Source organism: Ciceribacter ferrooxidans, assembly GCF_004137355.1.
In the GTDB taxonomy this organism is placed as follows: Bacteria; Pseudomonadota; Alphaproteobacteria; order Rhizobiales; family Rhizobiaceae; genus Allorhizobium; species Allorhizobium ferrooxidans.
In genome coordinates, this window is the sequence record NZ_SDVB01000311.1 from 228638 (window position 1) to 246203 (window position 17566).

The following is a 17566-nucleotide window of genomic DNA, read 5'->3' on the forward strand; positions in this document are numbered from 1 at the left end:
GGCCCCGGAGATCACTCTCCGGGGCTTCGTTTCTCCAAATTACGAGATTGATCTACCCTTCGAAGACGACCAGCAAATCCTTGGCGTCGATCTGGTCACCGGCTTTCACCAGCACTTCCGCAATGACACCATCGCGATCGGCATGGATTGCCGTCTCCATCTTCATCGCTTCGATCGAGAGCAGAACGTCACCTGCCTTGACCTTGTGGCCGGACGAAACAGCAACCGTCGAAACGACCCCCGGCATCGGCGCTCCGATATGTGCCGGATTACTCGCTTCCGCCTTGCGACGGACGGCGCCGGCTGCGGCTCCGTGGGTACGGTCCGGCACCTTGATGCGGCGCGGTTGCCCATTGAGTTCGAAGAAGACGGTAACCATCCCTTTGTCGTTGGCGACGCCGATCGCCTGATTGACGATGACCAGTGTCTTCCCCTTCTCCAGATCGACGAAGAGCTCCTCGCCGGCCGGCAGGCCGTAGAAATAGTTTGGCGTGGGGATGACTGATACCGGACCATAGGTCTCGGCAGCGAGTGCGTAGTCTGTGAAGACCTTCGGATACATCAGATAGGATGCGAGCTCGAAGTCGGTGACCTTGCGCTCGAGCTTCTCCTCGATCACGGCACGTTCAGCCTCGATGTCCGTTTCGGCGAGAAGCGAACCGGGACGCACGGTGTAGGGTTTTTCGCCCTTCAGCACCTTCTTCTGCAAGCCTTCCGGCCATCCGAGTGGCGGCTGCCCCAGATCTCCCCTCAGCATGGAGACGACCGACTCCGGGAAAGAAACATCCTTCTCCGGACTGACCACGTCCTCCACCGTGAGGTCTTGGCTGACCATCATCAGCGCCATGTCGCCGACGACCTTGGAGGATGGCGTCACCTTGACGATATCGCCGAACATCTGGTTGGCATCGGCGTAGGCCTGCGCTACCTCATGCCAACGCGTCTCGAGACCGAGCGAGCGAGCCTGCTCCTTGAGGTTCGTGAATTGTCCCCCCGGCATCTCGTGCAGGTAGACTTCCGAGGCCGGTCCCTTGAGATCGCTCTCGAAGGCGGCGTACTGATTGCGGACTGCCTCCCAGTAGAAGGATATGCGCCGAATCCAGTAGGGGTCGAGTTCAGGATCCCGCTCCGATCCACGCAGGGCTTCGACGATCGAACCCAGGCAGGGCTGCGAGGTGTTGCCGGAAAGAGCATCCATCGCAGCGTCGACGGCGTCAACGCCGGCGTCCACGGCCGCGAGAACCGTCGCGGCGGAAATTCCCGACGTATCATGGGTGTGGAAATGGATCGGCAGGCTCGTTGCCTCGCGCAGGGCCTTGAACAGGATCTTCGCGGCAGCGGGTTTGAGGAGCCCCGCCATATCCTTGACGGCGATGATATGGGCGCCCGCCTTTTCGAGCTCTGCTGCCAGCGCCGTGTAGTACTTCAGATCGTACTTAGCGCGCGCCTCGTTCAGGATATCGCCGGTATAGCAGATTGCGGCCTCGCAGAGCTTGTTCTCCTCGGCAACGGCATCCATCGCCACGCGCATGTTGTCCACCCAGTTGAGGCAGTCAAAGACGCGGAAGAGGTCGATGCCAGCGGCTGCGGCCTGGCGTACGAAGTATTTGACGACGTTGTCGGAGTAGTTCTTGTAGCCGACACCGTTGGCGCCGCGCAGAAGCATCTGCAGGAGCAGGTTCGGCGCACCTTCGCGAATGAGCGCCAGCCGCTCCCACGGATCTTCGGTAAGGAACCGCATCGAAACGTCGAAGGTCGCGCCGCCCCAGCATTCCAGCGAAAGGAGGTTCGGCAGCGCCCGCGCGTATGTGCCGGCCACGCGAGCGATGTCGAAGGTGCGCATGCGGGTCGCCAGCAGCGACTGGTGGCCGTCGCGCATCGTCGTGTCAGTCACGAGGACACGCTTCTGTTCGCGCATCCATGCGGCAAACTTCACCGGGCCCAGTTGATCGAGCAATTGCTTCGTGCCGTCTCGCACCTCCCCTTCGATGAACGGCAGGACAGGATCGGCAGCATCCTCCGGCGGGCGCGGACGGCCTTTCACCTCGGGATGGCCATTCACGGTGACGTCGGCGAGATAGGTGAGCAGCTTGGTTGCACGGTCCTGGCGCTTCACCTGCGCGAAGAGCTCGGGCGTCGAGTCGATGAACCGCGTCGTATAGCTGTTGTCGAGGAATTTCGGATGGCCGATGATCGCTTCGAGGAACGTGAGGTTGGTTGCCACGCCACGGATGCGGAATTCACGCAGCGCGCGGTCCATCCGCCGGATCGCCTCCTCGGGCGTCGGCGCCCAGGCGGTCACCTTTTCCAGCAGCGGATCGTAGTAGCGGGTGATGACGGCCCCCGAATAGGCGGTGCCGCCATCCAGACGAATACCGAACCCGGTCGCTCCGCGATAAGCCGTAATACGACCGTAGTCAGGGATGAAGTTCTGCTCCGGGTCTTCGGTCGTGATCCGGCACTGCAGCGCATGCCCGTTGAGACGGATATCTTCCTGCTTCGGAACGCCGGATTCGGGCGTGCCGATTGCATGCCCTTCGAGGATATGGATCTGCGCCTTGACGATATCGATCCCGGTCACCGCCTCCGTCACCGTATGCTCGACCTGGATGCGCGGGTTGACTTCGATGAAGTAGAATTTGCCGGTGTCGGCATCCATCAGGTACTCGACCGTGCCGGCACCGATGTAGTTGGTCGCACGGGCGATCTTCAGCGAGTATTCGGCGAGTTCCTTGCGCTGGGCGGCGTTCAGGTAGGGTGCCGGAGCACGCTCGACGACCTTCTGGTTACGGCGCTGGATGGAGCAGTCGCGTTCATAGAGATGCACGGCATTGCCGTGGGTGTCGCCAAGGATCTGGCTTTCGACGTGCCGGGCGTTCTCGACCAGCTTCTCGAGGTAGACCTCGTCCTTGCCGAACGCCGCCTTGGCTTCGCGCTTGGCCTCGGTAACTTCGCGCGCCAGATCCTTCGGATCGCGGATCGCACGCATCCCGCGTCCACCGCCGCCCCAGGAGGCCTTCAGCATCACCGGATAGCCGATCTCTTCGGCCATGCGGGCGACTTCTGCCATGTCGTCCGGCAGCGGTTCGGTCGCCGGCACCACGGGAACGCCGACGCTGATTGCAAGATTGCGCGCCGCAACCTTGTTGCCCAACTGGCGCATGGTGTCGGCCTTGGGTCCGATAAAAGTGATGCCCGCAGCATTGCAGGCATCGACAAATTCCGGACTTTCGGAAAGGAGGCCATAACCCGGGTGGATCGCATCGGCTCCTGAAAGCTTGGCGACGCGGATGATTTCCTCGATGGAAAGATAGCTCTCAATAGGACCGAGATCACGCGCGAGGTGCGGACCTCGCCCCACCTGATAGCTCTCGTCCGCCTTGAACCGGTGCAGCGAAAGCTTGTCTTCCTCGGCCCAGATCGCGACTGTTTTCAGTCCCAGTTCGTTCGCCGCACGGAAAACGCGGATGGCGATCTCTGATCTGTTGGCAACAAGAATCTTGGAAATGGTCAAATCGGTCTCCTCAGTCGATCGGCCACGGGCATGCTGCACCGCGAAATCTCCTTATCCTGTTGTCACAGGAAGTTCAATTTGTCCGACCGACTGGGAGAAAAATATGGCGTCTCAGGTTATCAGGCCAAGGCGGAACGCGAGTGCCACGACGTGCTGGCGATTCTTAGCATTCAGCTTGTCCTGAATGCCGTTCATGTACCAATCCACCGTGTGGTTCGAGATTTTGAGAATCCGGCTGATGTCGTTCGAGGTGAGACCGTCGGCCAGATAGTTCAGGACCTCCATTTCACGACGCGTCATTCGCGTTTCGACCTTGCTGACGGACTCGAGTTCGCCCGACTGGCGCCGCAGCTCCATCAGTCGCCAGAACGCCTTTTTCGCAACGGCTTCGAAGAGCGTCATTTCGACGGGTGAAAGCTCGACGGGCTTGCCGCCAACCGTCATGTTGCCGAGGAGGCCGTTGCGACCATGGATCGGAAATATATAGCCGTCTTCCAGCCCGAAACGCTGAGAATCGGCCATCATGCGTTCCATGCGCTTGCGATGAGGGTCACCGCGGAAAACCGATATCGTATCGCGCCACCGGAAACCGCGTTGTGCCTGACCGAGGTATCGAACTGTCGGGTCTATGAGCACATATTTCTTGGCGATGTACGTTTCCGGCCAACGGCCCGCCAGCACCAGTCTCATCGGATTCTCGTTCGGCTTCGGCTGCCGGACGACTCCGTAGTAGTCGAACTGATAGTGGTTCAGCAGTTTCTCAAGCTCCGCCGTCAGATCCTCGGCATTCTTGCATTCGTCAGCTACAACCAGGAACTGAACGATCTGGTTTATGCTCATCTGTATCCCCTCTGACGCGCCGCGGCATCCATCTTCGGAATGCCTTCGGATATTTCCACGAGATCTTGTGTCGTGCGGTGAAGCTAGACTACCAGAATCGGTTAGGATGCCCTTAATTACGACATGCAAAATCTTGTCATGCAATCGAAAACTGGCTAGCGCAGACCCGCTGACTTATAGTGGTTCCTGCCGAAATTACGCCCGACAGGTCCGGTTATGCTGGGACTCACGGACGCGACCCACTCGACGAAGCACCACAATGAACTTGCTTCGCCCGAAGGACGCGAGCCAAACGTATACGGCAACGCGCACGAATTGAGAGAACACCATTGTCTTTGCTTCAAGTCTATATAAAAGCGCTGCGATATCTCGCAACCTACCGCATGAAGGTCGCGCTGGTCGTCGTCGCCAACATTATCTTGGCCGTCATCACGATCGTGGAACCGGTGCTTTTCGGACGAATCGTTGATGCGATTTCGGAAAAGCGAGATGCCACGAGTATCCTCATATTGTGGGGATGCTTCGGTGTATTCAACACCATTGCCTACGTGCTGGTTGCCCGCGAAGCCGATCGTCTGGCGCATGGTCGCCGTGCCGACCTTCTCACCGAAGCCTTCGGGCGCATCATCTCCATGCCCCTCAACTGGCATCACCAGCGCGGAACGTCCAATGCGCTCCATACGCTGCTCCGCGCGAGCGAGACGCTGTTCGGGCTCTGGCTCGAGTTCATGCGCACGCACCTCGCGACAATCGTTGCACTTGCGCTCCTGCTTCCGACAGCACTCTCGATGGACTTCCGCCTGACGATCGTGCTGGTGGTGCTCGGCGTTCTTTACATGATCATCGGCAAGACGGTGATGAACCGGACGAAAGAAGGCCAGGCTTCGGTCGAGAGGCATTATCACACCGTCTTCTCGCATGTGAGCGATTCGATCAGCAACGTCTCGGTGGTACACAGCTACAACCGCATCGAGGCCGAGACACGAGCGCTCAAGCAATACACCCAACAACTGCTCGCCGCCCAATACCCCGTCCTCGACTGGTGGGCGGTCGCGAGCGCCCTCAACCGCATCGCCTCGACCGTCTCCATGCTTGTCATCCTCGTCGTCGGAACGATTCTCGTCCAAGCAGGCGAGCTCAAGGTTGGCGACATCATCGCCTTTACCGGCTTCGCTGGCCTTCTCATCGGGCGTTTGGACCAGATGCGCGCCTTCGCAACCCAAATCTTCGAAGCACGGGCCAAGCTCGAAGATTTCTACCAACTCGAAGACTCTGTTCAGGAACGTGAAGAACCCGCGGGCGCCGGCGAGCTTGTCGACGTCCGTGGCGACGTCGAGTTTCGGAATGTCTCGTTCGATTTCGCCAACACCACGCAGGGCGTCCACGACATTTCCTTCAAGGTGAAGGCTGGACAGACGATCGCCATCGTCGGCCCGACCGGGGCCGGCAAGACGACCCTGATCAATCTTCTCCAACGGGTCCACGAACCGCAGGCCGGACACATCTTCATCGACGGCACCGATATTTCCACCGTCACCCGCAAGTCCCTGCGCCATGCAATCGCGACCGTGTTCCAGGACGCGGGCCTGCTCAACCGTTCGATCAGCGAGAACATCCGGATAGGGCGGGAGGATGCAACCGATGAAGACGTCATGAAGGCTGCGGAGGCCGCGGCGGCGGCCGAATTCATCGACAGCCGTCTGGCGGGCTACACCACACAGGTCGGCGAGCGCGGCAACCGGCTGTCGGGCGGTGAGCGCCAACGCATCGCGATCGCGCGGGCTATCCTCAAGAACGCACCGATTCTCGTACTTGACGAGGCGACGAGCGCGCTCGACGTCGAGACCGAAGAGCGCGTAAAGGCTGCAATCGACAGACTGCGCAAGGACAGGACGACCTTCATCATCGCGCACAGGCTTTCTACAGTTCGCGAAGCCGACATCGTCCTCTTCCTCGATCACGGCAAAATTGTCGAAAAGGGTGGATACGACGAACTGAGTGCCGGTGGTGGTCGCTTCGCCGCGCTGCTGAAAACCAGTGGCCTGCTCGCGGAAGAAAAGAAGGGCTGATACGCCAGAAAGCGATGGCGGTCGCCTCGCTTGTACCGCAGGATTCCAAGGAGAGCGACTTGCAAGGCTATTCGTTTGATCTGACCGGCCGGACGGCACTCGTCACCGGCTCCTCGCGTGGCCTCGGTTACGCCATTGCCCGGGCGCTCGGCCATGCCGGCGCTTCCCTCGTCATCAACGGGACCAGTGCGGCACGCCTGGAGGAAAGCGCCACCAGCCTGAGAGACGACGGCCTCTCCGTTAAAACCGCCGCCTTCGACGTGACGAACGAGGGCTCGGTTGCCGGGGCCTTCGCCGCTCTGGACGCCGGGGGCCTGGAAATCGACATCCTTGTAAACAATGCCGGCATCCAGCTTCGAAAGCCGATGATCGATCTGTCACTCGAAGAGTGGCGCTCGGTCATCGACACCAATCTTACGAGCGCTTTCATCGTCGGGCGTGAGGCGGCGAGGCGCATGATACCGCGCGGACGCGGCAAGATCATAAACATCGGCTCCTTGATGAGCGGCCTCGCGCGGCCGACCATAGCGCCCTATACGGCAGCCAAGGGCGGCATCAAGATGCTGACCCAGGCGATGACCGCCGAATGGGCGGAACACGGCATCCAGGCCAACGCAATCGGTCCCGGTTACATGCTGACCGACATGAACCAGGCCCTGACCTCCAATCCACAGTTCGATGCATGGGTGAAGGCGCGTACTCCGTCCCGGCGATGGGGCAAGCCTGAGGAACTCGTCGGCACGGCGATCTTTCTCGCCTCCTCCGCGTCCGATTACGTCAACGGCCAGATCATCTACGTAGACGGTGGCATGAGTGCCGTCATCTGAAGCCGGCTAAGGATACTGTGCCCCGCCGGCGAACGGTCAGTGATTATGCCGTGGCAATTTTTCGGCCAGTTTTCGGAACTCCGACGCCCCTTCGATCACCGCGCCGTCGGACAGCTGGGTCACTGTCTGGCGGTAGATCATCTGCCAGGGGGTCGCGTCCGGAGGCACCGCGGGCAAACCTTCCGTCTTGCGTCTTGCGATCTCGGCTTCGTCCACCAGCGCATCGCAGCGGCCACTGTTGAAATCGATGCGGATGACATCGCCATTCCTGAGCCAGGAGAGCCCGCCACCCGCAGCACTTTCCGGAGAGGCATTCAGGATCGAGGGACTGTCTGCCGTTCCGGACTGACGACCGTCGCCAATCGTCGGCAGACTCATGATGCCGCGCTTGAGCAGAGCATCCGGTGGCTGCATGTTGACCACCTCGGCCGAACCTGGCCACCCGCGTGGCCCCGCACCACGGATGACGAGAATGGTGTTCTCGTCTATGCCGAGCTCGGGATTGTTGATGTTGCGGTGGTAGTCCTCGGACCCATCGAATACTGCCGCCTTTCCTTCGAACACGCCTTCGCGTTCCGGCTCACAAAGATAGCGGGCGCGGAATTCTTCCGAGACCACACTCATCTTCATGATCGCGAAGTCGAAGAGATTGCCCTTGAGGACGAGGAAGCCGGCGCGCTCCTTGAGCGGTGTGTCGAACGGGCGGATGACCTCTCGGTCACTCGCCTCCCGCCCTTCCAGGTTCTCCGCCATCGTCTTGCCGGTCACCGTCGGACAGTCGCCACACAGCTTGCCTGCCTTCAGGAGCTCCCACATGACTGCCGGAACGCCGCCCGCACGATGGAAACGTTCGCCGAGATAGGCGCCGGCCGGCTGAACATTAGCAAGAAGCGGAATGTCGTAGCCGTGAACCTGCCAGTCCTCCGGATGGAGCTCGACGCCTGCATGCTTCGCCATGGCCGCGAGATGCGGCTGGGCATTCGTCGAGCCGCCAATCGCCGAGTTGACGCGAATGGCGTTGAGAAAGGCCTCACGGGTAAGGATGTCCGAGGGCTTCACGTCTTCGAGCACGAGTTCGACGGCCCGGCGCCCGGTCCGGTACGCCATCTGCCCACGCTCGCGGTACGCGGCCGGAATGGCGGCACAACCGGTCAGTGACATGCCAAGCGCCTCGGCCATGGCGTTCATGGTCGAGGCTGTCCCCATCGTATTGCAGTGGCCGACGGAGGGCGCGGAATCGAGCGCAGTCTCCAGAAACTCCTCGCGCGTGATCTCGCCCGCCGCGTACTTGCGCCGCGAGCGCCAGATCACGGTGCCCGAGCCGACGAGATCACCGTCATGCCAGCCATCGAGCATCGGACCGCCGGAGAGCACGATCGCCGGGATATCGACGGTCGAAGCCGCCATAAGGGAGGACGGCGTGGTTTTGTCGCATCCCGTCGTCAGGACGACCCCGTCCAACGGATACCCGTAGAGGATTTCGACGAGGCCGAGATAGGCGAGATTGCGATCAAGCGCTGCCGTCGGACGCTTGCAGTTTTCGAACAGGGGGTGTGTCGGAAACTCGATTGGAATGCCCCCGGCATCGCGAATGCCGTCCCGGACGCGCCGGGCCAATTCGAGATGGTGGCGATTGCAGGGATTGAGATCGCTGCCGCTCTGGGCGATCCCGATGATCGGTTTTCCGGACCTCAGTTCCTCCGGGGTGATGCCGTAGTTCATGAAACGCTCGAGGTAGAGCGCCGTCATGTCGGCATGGTCCGGGTTGTCGAACCAGTCCTGCGAGCGCAATCTACGCCGCGTATTCCTGTCGTCAGTCATCGTCATCACCTTATGCCTTTTTGCCCGTTCAACCGTTCGAGGTGGAGAAGCAAGGCGCTGTGGTCCTGCTCTCCTCCGCCGGCAGCGACGAATTCGGAAAACTCGCTTCGAACCCGCTCCGTCAGCGGCAGCGCGAGCGAATACTGGTCGGCCATCGACATGACCGCATCGAGGTCCTTCAGCTGCAGCCGCGACGGACCGCCCGGCTTGAAGTCGCGGGCGATCATCCGGCCACCGTGCAGTTCCAGGATCCGGCTCTCGGCGAACCCTCCGCGTATTGCCTCCCGGAACTTCTCCCGGGAGGCTCCGCCAGCCTCGACCAGCACCATGGCTTCGGCCACCGCTCCGATCGTGATCGCGACGATCTGCTGGTTGGCGAGCTTGCAGATTTGCCCCGCACCGCTGGGGCCGACGTGGGTCACCCGACCCAGTGTCGCAAAGACGGACGAGAGCCGCTCGACGACCGCCGCGTCCCCGCCGGCCATGATTGCCAGGGTACCGGCCTGTGCTCCGACGACGCCGCCGGAAACCGGTGCGTCGAGATGGAGTAACCCGCGCACCGAGAGCCGCACTGCATGGTCTTTCGCGATCAGCGGTGCGATCGAACTCGTGTCGACAACAACGGTTCCGGGACGAAGGGCGTCTGCACAACCGGACGTGAAGAGAACTTCCTCGACCGCCTTGCCGTCGCTCAACATCGTGAACACGACGTCGGCATCGCGCACCGCGTCCCTCGGCGTTGTTGCAACAGCCGCTCCCGCCGGACGGAGAGATTCCGCCTTCGACATGTCCCTGTTCCAGACCGTCACTTTGAAGCCGGCACCGAGCAGCCGCCCGGCCATCGGTGCCCCCATCAGGCCCGTTCCGAGAAATGCGATGCGCGAAGGCCGATCATGGCTGGTGTCGCTCACAGCTTTCCTCCCATTTCGTCTTCGATGTGAACGCGAATGATCTCATCGAACGACTTTTCGGCGACAAAGCCAAGAGCTGTCGCGCGTTTCGCCTCGAAGCCCGGCGCCCAACCGGAAACCATCTTCATGATCATCTCGTCCGGCTCTCGCCGGATAAGTCCTACCGCCTTGTCGCCGGCAACCCGCCGGAGCGCTTCGATCTGCTCGCCAACCGTCGCACTCAGGCCCGGCATGGAGAGGTTCCGTCTTGAGCCGACCTTTTCGAGATCGATCGTCGCACCATGAACGAGGAATCCCACGGCCGAGCGCGGCGAGGCGTGCCAGTGGCGGACATCTTCGCTCACGGGCAGGATGGCCTCCTGCCCGGCCAGAGGCTCACGCAGAATGCTCGAAAAGAAGCCGGAGGCCGCCTTGTTCGGCTTGCCGGGACGAATGCATATTGTCGGCAGCCGGATTCCGATTCCGTCAAAAAAGCCGCGGCGGCTGTAGTCGGCCAGCAACAGCTCACAGATGGCTTTCTGTGTTCCGTAGCTGGTGAGCGGCGTCGTGTGGAAGTCGTCAGGAATCGGATAGGGCAAAGGCGCCCCGAAGACGGCGATCGACGAGGTGAAGACGACGCGCGGCCGATAGCCGTCCTCGTTATTGATCTCCCGAATCGCATCGAAGAGATAACGCGTGCCATCGAGGTTGATGCGATAACCTTTGTCGAAGTCGAGTTCCGCTTCACCGGAGACGATCGCCGCAAGGTGGAAGATGACGTCGGGCCGGCCGGCGAGAAGCCTACGCGCCGTACCCGCGGCTGAGAGGTCGGCAGTCTCGACCTCGACGGTGCCGCCATACCCCACAGGCGCCTCCGGCTTCACTACATCCACCAAGGTCATCGCCTCGACCGGATGACCTCCGAGGCTGCCCGACGCAGCGAGATGTCCTGCCAGCTTGCGCCCGACCATGCCTGCTGCACCAATGATAAGAACGTGCATAAAACCTCCCTCCAGGGCACACCAGATCGCCCCGCGAAATTATGTTGTAAGGTTGTCTGATAACCTTATATGGTTCGTTTGAGAATAGACGATTTGACACCCCGATCCAGACCCGAAGACCATGAAAGCCTGAAAATGCACAACCCGCACACCACAGCCGATCTGCAGGTTGCTCTCCGTGCCCGCCTAGGCGATGCCGCGATCCTCACCGAGGCGGCCGCAATGCTACCCTATTGCCGCGATTGGCACGGTGACGTCACCAGCAATGCCATTGCGGTCCTGCGCCCCCGCTCAACCGCCGAGGTGTGCGATGCTGTTCGCGCCTGTCGGGAGCTCGGCCTTTCGATCATTCCCCAAGGCGGCAACACCGGACTGGTTCTCGGCGCGATCCCGGACCGACCGGAGAGTCAGGTGATCCTGAGTCTGGAGCGGCTGAAGGCCGTGCGCTCACTCGACCCCGACGACTTCTCCATGGTCGTCGAAGCCGGATGCATTCTTGCCGAAATCAAGGAAGTTGCGGCCTCAAAGGGGATGTTCTTTCCTCTCGCGCTCGGAGCACAGGGGAGCTGCCGGATCGGCGGCAACGTATCGACCAATGCCGGCGGGATAAACGTCCTTCGTTACGGCATGACGCGGGAGCTGGTACTCGGCCTGGAAGTCGTCCTGCCGGACGGAACCGTCTTCGATGCCCTTTCGACGCTCCGCAAGGACAATCGCGGGGTCGACCTCAAGCAATTGTTTATTGGCGCCGAAGGCACGCTGGGCATTGTCACCGCTGTCGCCCTCAAGCTGACACCGTTTCCGGACCGGGTGGCTACAGCCCTGCTTGGACTGAACTCGCTTGAAGACGTCATGCGACTGTATCGCCGCGCACGGCGAGATTGCTGTGATCTCATGTCCGCCTTCGAATTCATGCCGCCCATCGCCTTCACACTCGCCCGGGAGGCCATGCCCGATCTGGCGATGCCGATTGGTGGAGATTGCCCGGTCTATGTATTGATGGAGATCTCCGGCTCGGGTCTCGTCGACGTGGACGATCTGATGCAGCGCTTCCTGGAGAATGTGCTGGAAGACGGACTGGTGATCGACGGTGTTGTCGCCGCGTCAGCCGCCCAGGCGCGCAACCTGTGGCTCTTCCGGGAGGGAATGAATGAAGGTCAAGCGAGACGCGGAACGCATCTGCGTACGGATATTTCGGTGCAGCTATCGGGTCTTCCCGACTTCGTGAAGGAGGCCGAGGCAGCTGTCGCGACTGCCGTGCCGGATTGCGTCTGCGTGTCATACGGCCACATCGGCGACGGTAACGTGCATCTGAACGTCCTTCCGCCCGCAGGACTGGCGGCTGCCGAAAGATCGAATCGCATCCACACAGCCAAGAAGGTGATCAACGCCGTGCTCGACCGCTATCATGGCAGCATCAGCGCGGAACACGGCATCGGCCGGCTGAAGCGCGCCGACTTCGAAGAGCGGCTGCCGGATGTACAGCGCCACCTGCTGGCCGCAATCAAGAAGGCGATCGACCCGGCAATGGTCATGAATCCGGGATGCCAATTGAATTTGAAGGAATTATCGTAGAATAAGCGAGGATTGTTCGAGAGGCAGTGTTTTCCATGGCGATAGACTTCGGCCAAATCAGGCGAAGCGAGCATCTACCGGCGCGAATTGCGAGCCACATTGCACGTGAGATCGGTGAGGGTCGCATCAAACCGGGCGACAAGCTGCCGACCGAGCACATTCTGGCCAAGGCCTTCGGCGTCAGTCGATCAGTGGTGCGCGAGGCGATCGCACAACTGCGGAACGAAGGGCTCGTAGAAACCCGTCAGGGCGTCGGCGCCTTCGTGAGGGATATGCATGCCCGTCCGACGATCCGGATCGAGCAGGAGGAACTCGTCGATCGCGAGAGTTTTCGTAGCCTGTTCCAGCTGCGCATGCCGCTCGAAATCGAGGCCGCCGGCCTCGCTGCCGTTCACCATGACGTCGAGGACATGCAGCAACTCGACGCAGCGCTGGACCAGATGACCGGAGCGGAAAAATGGACAGAGCAGGGCATTCTTGCCGATCTCGCCTTCCATCGCGCTCTCGCCGCCGCGACCCATAACGAATACTTCCCGCTCTTCATCGGCTTTATCGCAGAGCGGATCAGCCATGCGATCAACGCGGCACGCGCAGCGGCCGTGCTCGAGGAAATTGTCGAGGTGACAATCGCCGAGCACGTGGTGATCCGCGACGCAGTCGCGCTGCGTGATCCTCTGAAAGCACGCGACGCTATGCGCCAGCACCTGCTCGGCGCCGCTTCCCGGCTCGATCTCACACTCGAGACCTTCTAGGCGCCGGGAGCGGTAGCCTCAGACGGCAGATCGAGAAAGCTGCCCGTCGGGTCCTGCCGATATTGGTGCTCGGTAATTTTCCCGCCTTCCGCTTCTTTCGCCGCTGGACATGAGTGACACAGAGTAATAGAAGATCAGCGGTAATGTTGTCTGACATCCTGACAATATGGCAACGGGAGACGATCCGTTGGAACGGAGAGTTGGGGAGGAACAAGGATGAACACTGATCGTATCCTTCGCGCGGAAACCATCCTGCCTGAGGAGGCCGACGCTTTGCTGGTCGGTCGCGTATGGTCGAATGCCGCCGGCGGCCCCTGCCCCGTCCTCGTCTCGAACAGCCGAATTCTGGATCTGACGTCGCTGGCAGCCACCATGGCGACTTTGCTCGACGCCGAAGATCTGATTGCGAGACTGCGCGAGCCGAGGGCCTTCCCCGACCTCGGATCGGTCGACGATTTCCTGGCTGGTCGCGAAGGGATCCTGCTCGCACCTGTCGACCTGCAGGCAGTCAAGGCCGCAGGGGTGACCTTTGCCGACAGCATGCTGGAGCGCGTGATCGAGGAGCAGGCCAAGGGCGACGCGCTCCGCGCTCAGGAAATCCGCTCACGTCTGGCACCCGTTCTCGGAGACAGCCTACGCGGTCTCGTTGCGGGCTCGCCGCAGGCCGCGAGTGTGAAGGCTCTGCTTCAGGAAATGGGTCTGTGGTCCCAGTATCTCGAGGTCGGTATAGGACCCGATGCCGAAATCTTCACAAAGGCCCAGCCGATGTCTGCCGTGGGCTGCGGCGCGCTTGTCGGCCTTCATCCGATCTCCTCCTGGAATAATCCGGAACCCGAAGTCGTTCTCGCCGTTCGGGCCGACGGGCGGATCGTCGGCGCAACACTCGGCAATGACGTCAACCTGCGCGACGTCGAGGGACGGTCGGCACTTCTGCTCGGGAAGGCCAAGGACAACAACGCCTCCTGTGCGATCGGGCCGTTCATCCGCCTGTTCGACCAAGCTTTCACGGTCGAAGACCTGCGGCGCGTGAAGGTAGCACTCACGGTAGAGGGCGAAGACGGCTTCCAGATGTCAGGTGAAAGTCCGATGGAAGCAATAAGCCGGTCCCCTGAGAACCTGGTGTCCCAGATGCTGAACCGCAGCCACCAGTACCCGGACGGCGCGGTACTCTTCCTCGGCACCATGTTCGCACCTGTGAAGGACCGCCACGGCGCTGGTCTCGGCTTTACCCACGAAATCGGTGACCGCGTCGAAATTTCGACACCAAAGCTCGGCCGCTTGGTGAACTGGGTGGAACGCAGCGACGCCTGTCCGGAATGGACCTTCGGCACGACCGCCTTGATCCGTAATCTGGCTGCTCGCGGCCTTCTGGACAGGGTTTGAAGGCGATGCAGAAGATAATTGATACATTCTATCGCGTCCTGGAAGTGCTGCTGATCTTCTTTCTGTCGGCGATGGCGGTGATGGTCTTCGTCAACGTGGTCATGCGGTATGGCTTCAATTCCGGCCTCAACGTTTCCGACGAACTCTCGCGCTATTTCTTCGTCTGGCTGACGTTCGTCGGCGCCGTCGTGGCATTTCGCGAGCACGCACATCTCGGCGTTGAGACCCTCGTCGTGCTGTTCGGCCGCAAAGGCCGGATCATCTGCATGATCCTCTCGAACATCATCATTATTGCGGTATCGGCAATCTTCTTCTGGGGCACCTGGAAACAGGCACCTATCAATGCCAGCATGACCTCGCCGGTCACCAAACTGCCGATGATCTGGGTTTACGGAATCGGCTTCTTCACCGGCGCCGGCGTCGTGTTGATCGCGCTCGAACGCCTTTTCCGGCTGCTGACAGGCCGTGTCACCGAGGAAGAGATCTCCGCCTTCGTCGGAGAAGACATGTCGCTTGAGCATCTGTCGGAGCGCGCCTGATGACCTTGCTCGTCTTCATTGTCTCTCTGCTCGGTGCCATGGCGGTCGGCGTCCCGGTGGCCTTCGCATTGATGTTCTGCGGCGTCGTGCTCATGTGGTCCATGGGCATGTTCAACACCCAGATCATCGCCCAGAACATGATCGCCGGTGCGGATACCTTCACCCTGCTCGCCATTCCATTCTTCATTCTCGCCGGTGAGCTGATGAATGCCGGCGGTCTGTCGCGGCGCATCATTGATTTCGCCATCGCCTGCGTCGGTCACATCCGCGGCGGCCTCGGCATTGTCGCGATCATGGCCGCAGTCATCATGGCCAGTATTTCGGGCTCCGCGGCCGCCGATACGGCAGCGCTCGCCGCCATCCTCATTCCGATGATGGCCAAGGCCGGCTACAACGTACCGCGTTCCGCCGGCCTTATCGCCGCCGGCGGCGTCATTGCCCCGGTCATCCCGCCGTCGATGGCCTTCATCGTCTTCGGCGTCTCCGCCAACGTGTCCATCACCCAGCTGTTCATGGCGGGTATCGTCCCCGGGCTGTTGATGGGCATCGCGCTGGTCGTCACCTGGCTGCTCGTGGTGCGCAAGGACAAGATCGAGGCCCTGCCGCGCGCCCCGATGAAGGAACGCGTTCGTGCGACGGGCCGGGCGCTCTGGGCACTCGGCATGCCGGTCATCATTCTCGGCGGCATCAAGGCCGGCATCGTGACACCGACGGAAGCGGCCGTGGTCGCGGCCGCCTATGCCCTCTTCGTCGGCATGTTTATCTACCGGGAACTGCCGCCCAGAGAGCTGCCGCATGTCATTCTTCAGGCAGCCAAGACGACGGCCGTCATCATGTTCCTGGTGTGCGCGGCGCTCGTCTCAGCGTGGCTGATCACAGCAGCGAATATCCCCGCCGAGATTACCGGATACATCGAGCCCCTCATCGACCGCCCGACCCTGCTGATGATCGTCATCATGCTCGTCGTGCTGGTCGTCGGGACAGCGCTCGACCTGACTCCCACGATCCTGATCCTGACGCCCGTGCTGATGCCGATCATCAAGCAAGCGGGGATCGACCCGGTCTATTTCGGCGTTCTGTTCATCATGAATACCTGTATCGGCCTGCTGACCCCACCTGTCGGCGTCGTGCTGAACGTCGTCAGTGGCGTCGGCCGCGTGCCGCTCGGCAAGGTGACTGTCGGCGTCGCGCCCTTCCTGCTCGCGCAGGTCATCGTTCTCTTCACCCTCGTCATGTTTCCAGATCTGGTCATCGCACCGGCACGATGGCTGCACTGACTACGGTCAAGACTTGCGACTTCATCCAACTCAATGGGAGGATACCATGAGAAGACTGCTACTTGCCACGACTGCCATTGCCTTCGCATGCGCCGCCGCCGCGCCGGCATTCGCCGAATATAACGACCGCAATATTCGCGTTTCCAACGGAATCAACGCCGACCATCCGGTCGGGAACGGCATCGAAGCGATGCAAAAGTGCCTGGATGAGAAGTCCGGCGGCAAGCTGAAACTGACGGCTTTCTGGGGCGGCGCGCTCGGCGGCGATCTGCAGGCGACCCAGGCTCTGCGTTCGGGAGTACAGGAAGCTGTCGTAACCTCCTCATCACCCCTCGTTGGCATCGTTCCGGCACTCGGCGTCTTCGATCTGCCCTTCCTCTTCGCCAGCAACGAGGAGGCGGATGCCGTCATGGACGGCGAATTCGGCGACCTGCTCAACCAGAAGCTCGAAGCAGCCGGCTTGGTAAACCTCGCCTACTGGGAGAACGGCTTCCGCAATCTTTCAAATTCGAAGAAGCCGGTGGCCAAGTGGGAAGATCTCGAAGGCATGAAGGTCCGCGTCATGCAGAACGACATCTTCCTCGACACCTTCCAGAATTTCGGTGCCAACGCGACACCCATGGCCTTCGGCGAAGTCTTCTCCGCGCTCGAAACCAAGGCCATCGATGCGCAGGAAAATCCTTACGTCACGATCGACACCTCGAAGTTCTATGAGGTGCAGAACTACGTCAGCGAGACGAAGCACGCATATACGCCCTTCTTGTTCCTCTTCTCGAAGGCAATCTTCGACACCTACACCCCGGACGAGCAGTCGGCGCTTCGCGAGTGCGCCGTTGTCGGTCGCGACGTTGAGCGGAAGGTCATCCGCGAACTGAATGAGAAGTCGCTCGAGAAGATCAAGGCAGCCGGCGTCGAGGTCAACACGCTGTCTCCCGAAGAGTATGCCCGCATGCTCGAGAAGTCGCAGGTGGTCTATGAAAAGCACAAGGAGACGATCGGCGCCGAAGTCGTTGATCGGGTGCAGAACATTCTGGCCGACATGCGCAAGAAATAGATAGGACCTCCTCCCTGGAGCATG

13 protein-coding genes are annotated in these 17566 nt (G+C 61.0%); 8 read left to right on the plus strand and 5 right to left on the minus strand.

Annotated features, from left to right (window positions below; all coding sequences use genetic code 11):
- Positions 1-52 precede the first annotated feature (52 nt).
- Both pyc and EUU22_RS21200 read right to left on the minus strand, forming a co-directional pair.
- Positions 53-3514, minus strand: coding sequence for a pyruvate carboxylase (gene pyc / locus EUU22_RS21195; protein WP_129333966.1), 3462 nt, complete (start codon positions 3512-3514; stop codon positions 53-55).
- Between the two features lie 111 nt (positions 3515-3625).
- Positions 3626-4354 carry a LuxR family transcriptional regulator gene (locus tag EUU22_RS21200; protein ID WP_129333967.1) on the minus strand — a complete coding sequence of 243 codons (729 nt, stop codon included), beginning with the start codon at positions 4352-4354 and terminating at the stop codon, positions 3626-3628.
- 329 nt (positions 4355-4683) lie between these two features.
- Here EUU22_RS21200 and EUU22_RS21205 point away from each other — a divergent pair, with 329 nt between their 5' ends.
- Together EUU22_RS21205 and EUU22_RS21210 are read left to right on the plus strand one after the other, a co-directional pair.
- Positions 4684-6423, plus strand: coding sequence for a glucan ABC transporter ATP-binding protein/ permease (locus EUU22_RS21205; protein WP_129333968.1), 1740 nt, complete (start codon positions 4684-4686; stop codon positions 6421-6423).
- A gap of 59 nt (positions 6424-6482) precedes the next feature.
- A complete protein-coding gene (locus EUU22_RS21210) occupies positions 6483-7250 on the plus strand; it encodes an SDR family oxidoreductase (RefSeq protein WP_245485209.1) in 768 nt (255 codons plus the stop codon).
- 36 nt (positions 7251-7286) lie between these two features.
- Here EUU22_RS21210 and EUU22_RS21215 read toward each other — a convergent pair whose 3' ends face one another.
- The 3 genes from EUU22_RS21215 to denD are packed head-to-tail and all read right to left on the minus strand — an operon-like array spanning position 7287 to position 10962.
- Positions 7287-9071, minus strand: a complete 1785-nt coding sequence (locus EUU22_RS21215) for an IlvD/Edd family dehydratase (RefSeq protein ID WP_129333970.1) — start codon at positions 9069-9071, stop codon at positions 7287-7289.
- A 5-nt stretch (positions 9072-9076) separates the two neighbouring features.
- Positions 9077-9982 (minus strand): NAD(P)-dependent oxidoreductase, encoded by a 906-nt coding sequence (locus EUU22_RS21220; RefSeq protein WP_280956510.1) that lies wholly within the window; start codon positions 9980-9982, stop codon positions 9077-9079.
- The gene (denD, locus tag EUU22_RS21225) at positions 9979-10962 is read right to left on the minus strand and encodes a D-erythronate dehydrogenase (protein WP_129333971.1); all 984 of its coding nucleotides are present in this window, start codon (positions 10960-10962) and stop codon (positions 9979-9981) included. The genes EUU22_RS21220 and denD overlap by 4 nt, the downstream gene beginning before the upstream one ends.
- Positions 10963-11097: 135 nt before the next feature.
- On the opposite strand from denD, the gene EUU22_RS21230 reads away from it, so the two are divergent.
- From EUU22_RS21230 to EUU22_RS21255, 6 genes are all read left to right on the plus strand, one after another.
- Positions 11098-12537, plus strand: coding sequence for an FAD-binding oxidoreductase (locus EUU22_RS21230; RefSeq protein ID WP_129333972.1), 1440 nt, complete (start codon positions 11098-11100; stop codon positions 12535-12537).
- Between the two features lie 35 nt (positions 12538-12572).
- Positions 12573-13289, plus strand: a complete 717-nt coding sequence (locus EUU22_RS21235) for a FadR/GntR family transcriptional regulator (RefSeq protein ID WP_129333973.1) — start codon at positions 12573-12575, stop codon at positions 13287-13289.
- Between the two features lie 216 nt (positions 13290-13505).
- A complete protein-coding gene (locus EUU22_RS21240) occupies positions 13506-14672 on the plus strand; it encodes a fumarylacetoacetate hydrolase family protein (RefSeq protein WP_129333974.1) in 1167 nt (388 codons plus the stop codon).
- Between the two features lie 5 nt (positions 14673-14677).
- Positions 14678-15211, plus strand: coding sequence for a TRAP transporter small permease (locus EUU22_RS21245; protein WP_129333975.1), 534 nt, complete (start codon positions 14678-14680; stop codon positions 15209-15211).
- Complete coding sequence (locus EUU22_RS21250) at positions 15211-16488, plus strand: TRAP transporter large permease (RefSeq protein ID WP_129333976.1); 1278 nt, start codon at positions 15211-15213, stop codon at positions 16486-16488. Before EUU22_RS21245 ends, EUU22_RS21250 begins: the two co-directional genes overlap by 1 nt.
- 46 nt (positions 16489-16534) lie before the next feature.
- On the plus strand, positions 16535-17542 hold the full coding sequence (locus EUU22_RS21255) for a TRAP transporter substrate-binding protein (protein ID WP_129333977.1): 1008 nt from the start codon (positions 16535-16537) through the stop codon (positions 17540-17542).
- Positions 17543-17566 lie beyond the last annotated feature (24 nt).

Excerpts from the sequence above, each read along its gene's own strand:
- EUU22_RS21255 (WP_129333977.1), top strand. The coding sequence starts at position 16,535 with ATGAGAAGACTGCTACTTGCCACGACTGCCATTGCCTTCGCATGCGCC.
- EUU22_RS21235 (WP_129333973.1), top strand. The coding sequence starts at position 12,573 with ATGGCGATAGACTTCGGCCAAATCAGGCGAAGCGAGCATCTACCGGCG.
- EUU22_RS21230 (WP_129333972.1), top strand. The coding sequence starts at position 11,098 with ATGCACAACCCGCACACCACAGCCGATCTGCAGGTTGCTCTCCGTGCC.
- EUU22_RS21215 (WP_129333970.1), bottom strand. The coding sequence starts at position 9,071 with ATGACTGACGACAGGAATACGCGGCGTAGATTGCGCTCGCAGGACTGG.
- denD (WP_129333971.1), bottom strand. The coding sequence starts at position 10,962 with ATGCACGTTCTTATCATTGGTGCAGCAGGCATGGTCGGGCGCAAGCTG.
- EUU22_RS21240 (WP_129333974.1), top strand. The coding sequence starts at position 13,506 with ATGAACACTGATCGTATCCTTCGCGCGGAAACCATCCTGCCTGAGGAG.
- EUU22_RS21250 (WP_129333976.1), top strand. The coding sequence starts at position 15,211 with ATGACCTTGCTCGTCTTCATTGTCTCTCTGCTCGGTGCCATGGCGGTC.
- EUU22_RS21245 (WP_129333975.1), top strand. The coding sequence starts at position 14,678 with ATGCAGAAGATAATTGATACATTCTATCGCGTCCTGGAAGTGCTGCTG.
- EUU22_RS21200 (WP_129333967.1), bottom strand. The coding sequence starts at position 4,354 with ATGAGCATAAACCAGATCGTTCAGTTCCTGGTTGTAGCTGACGAATGC.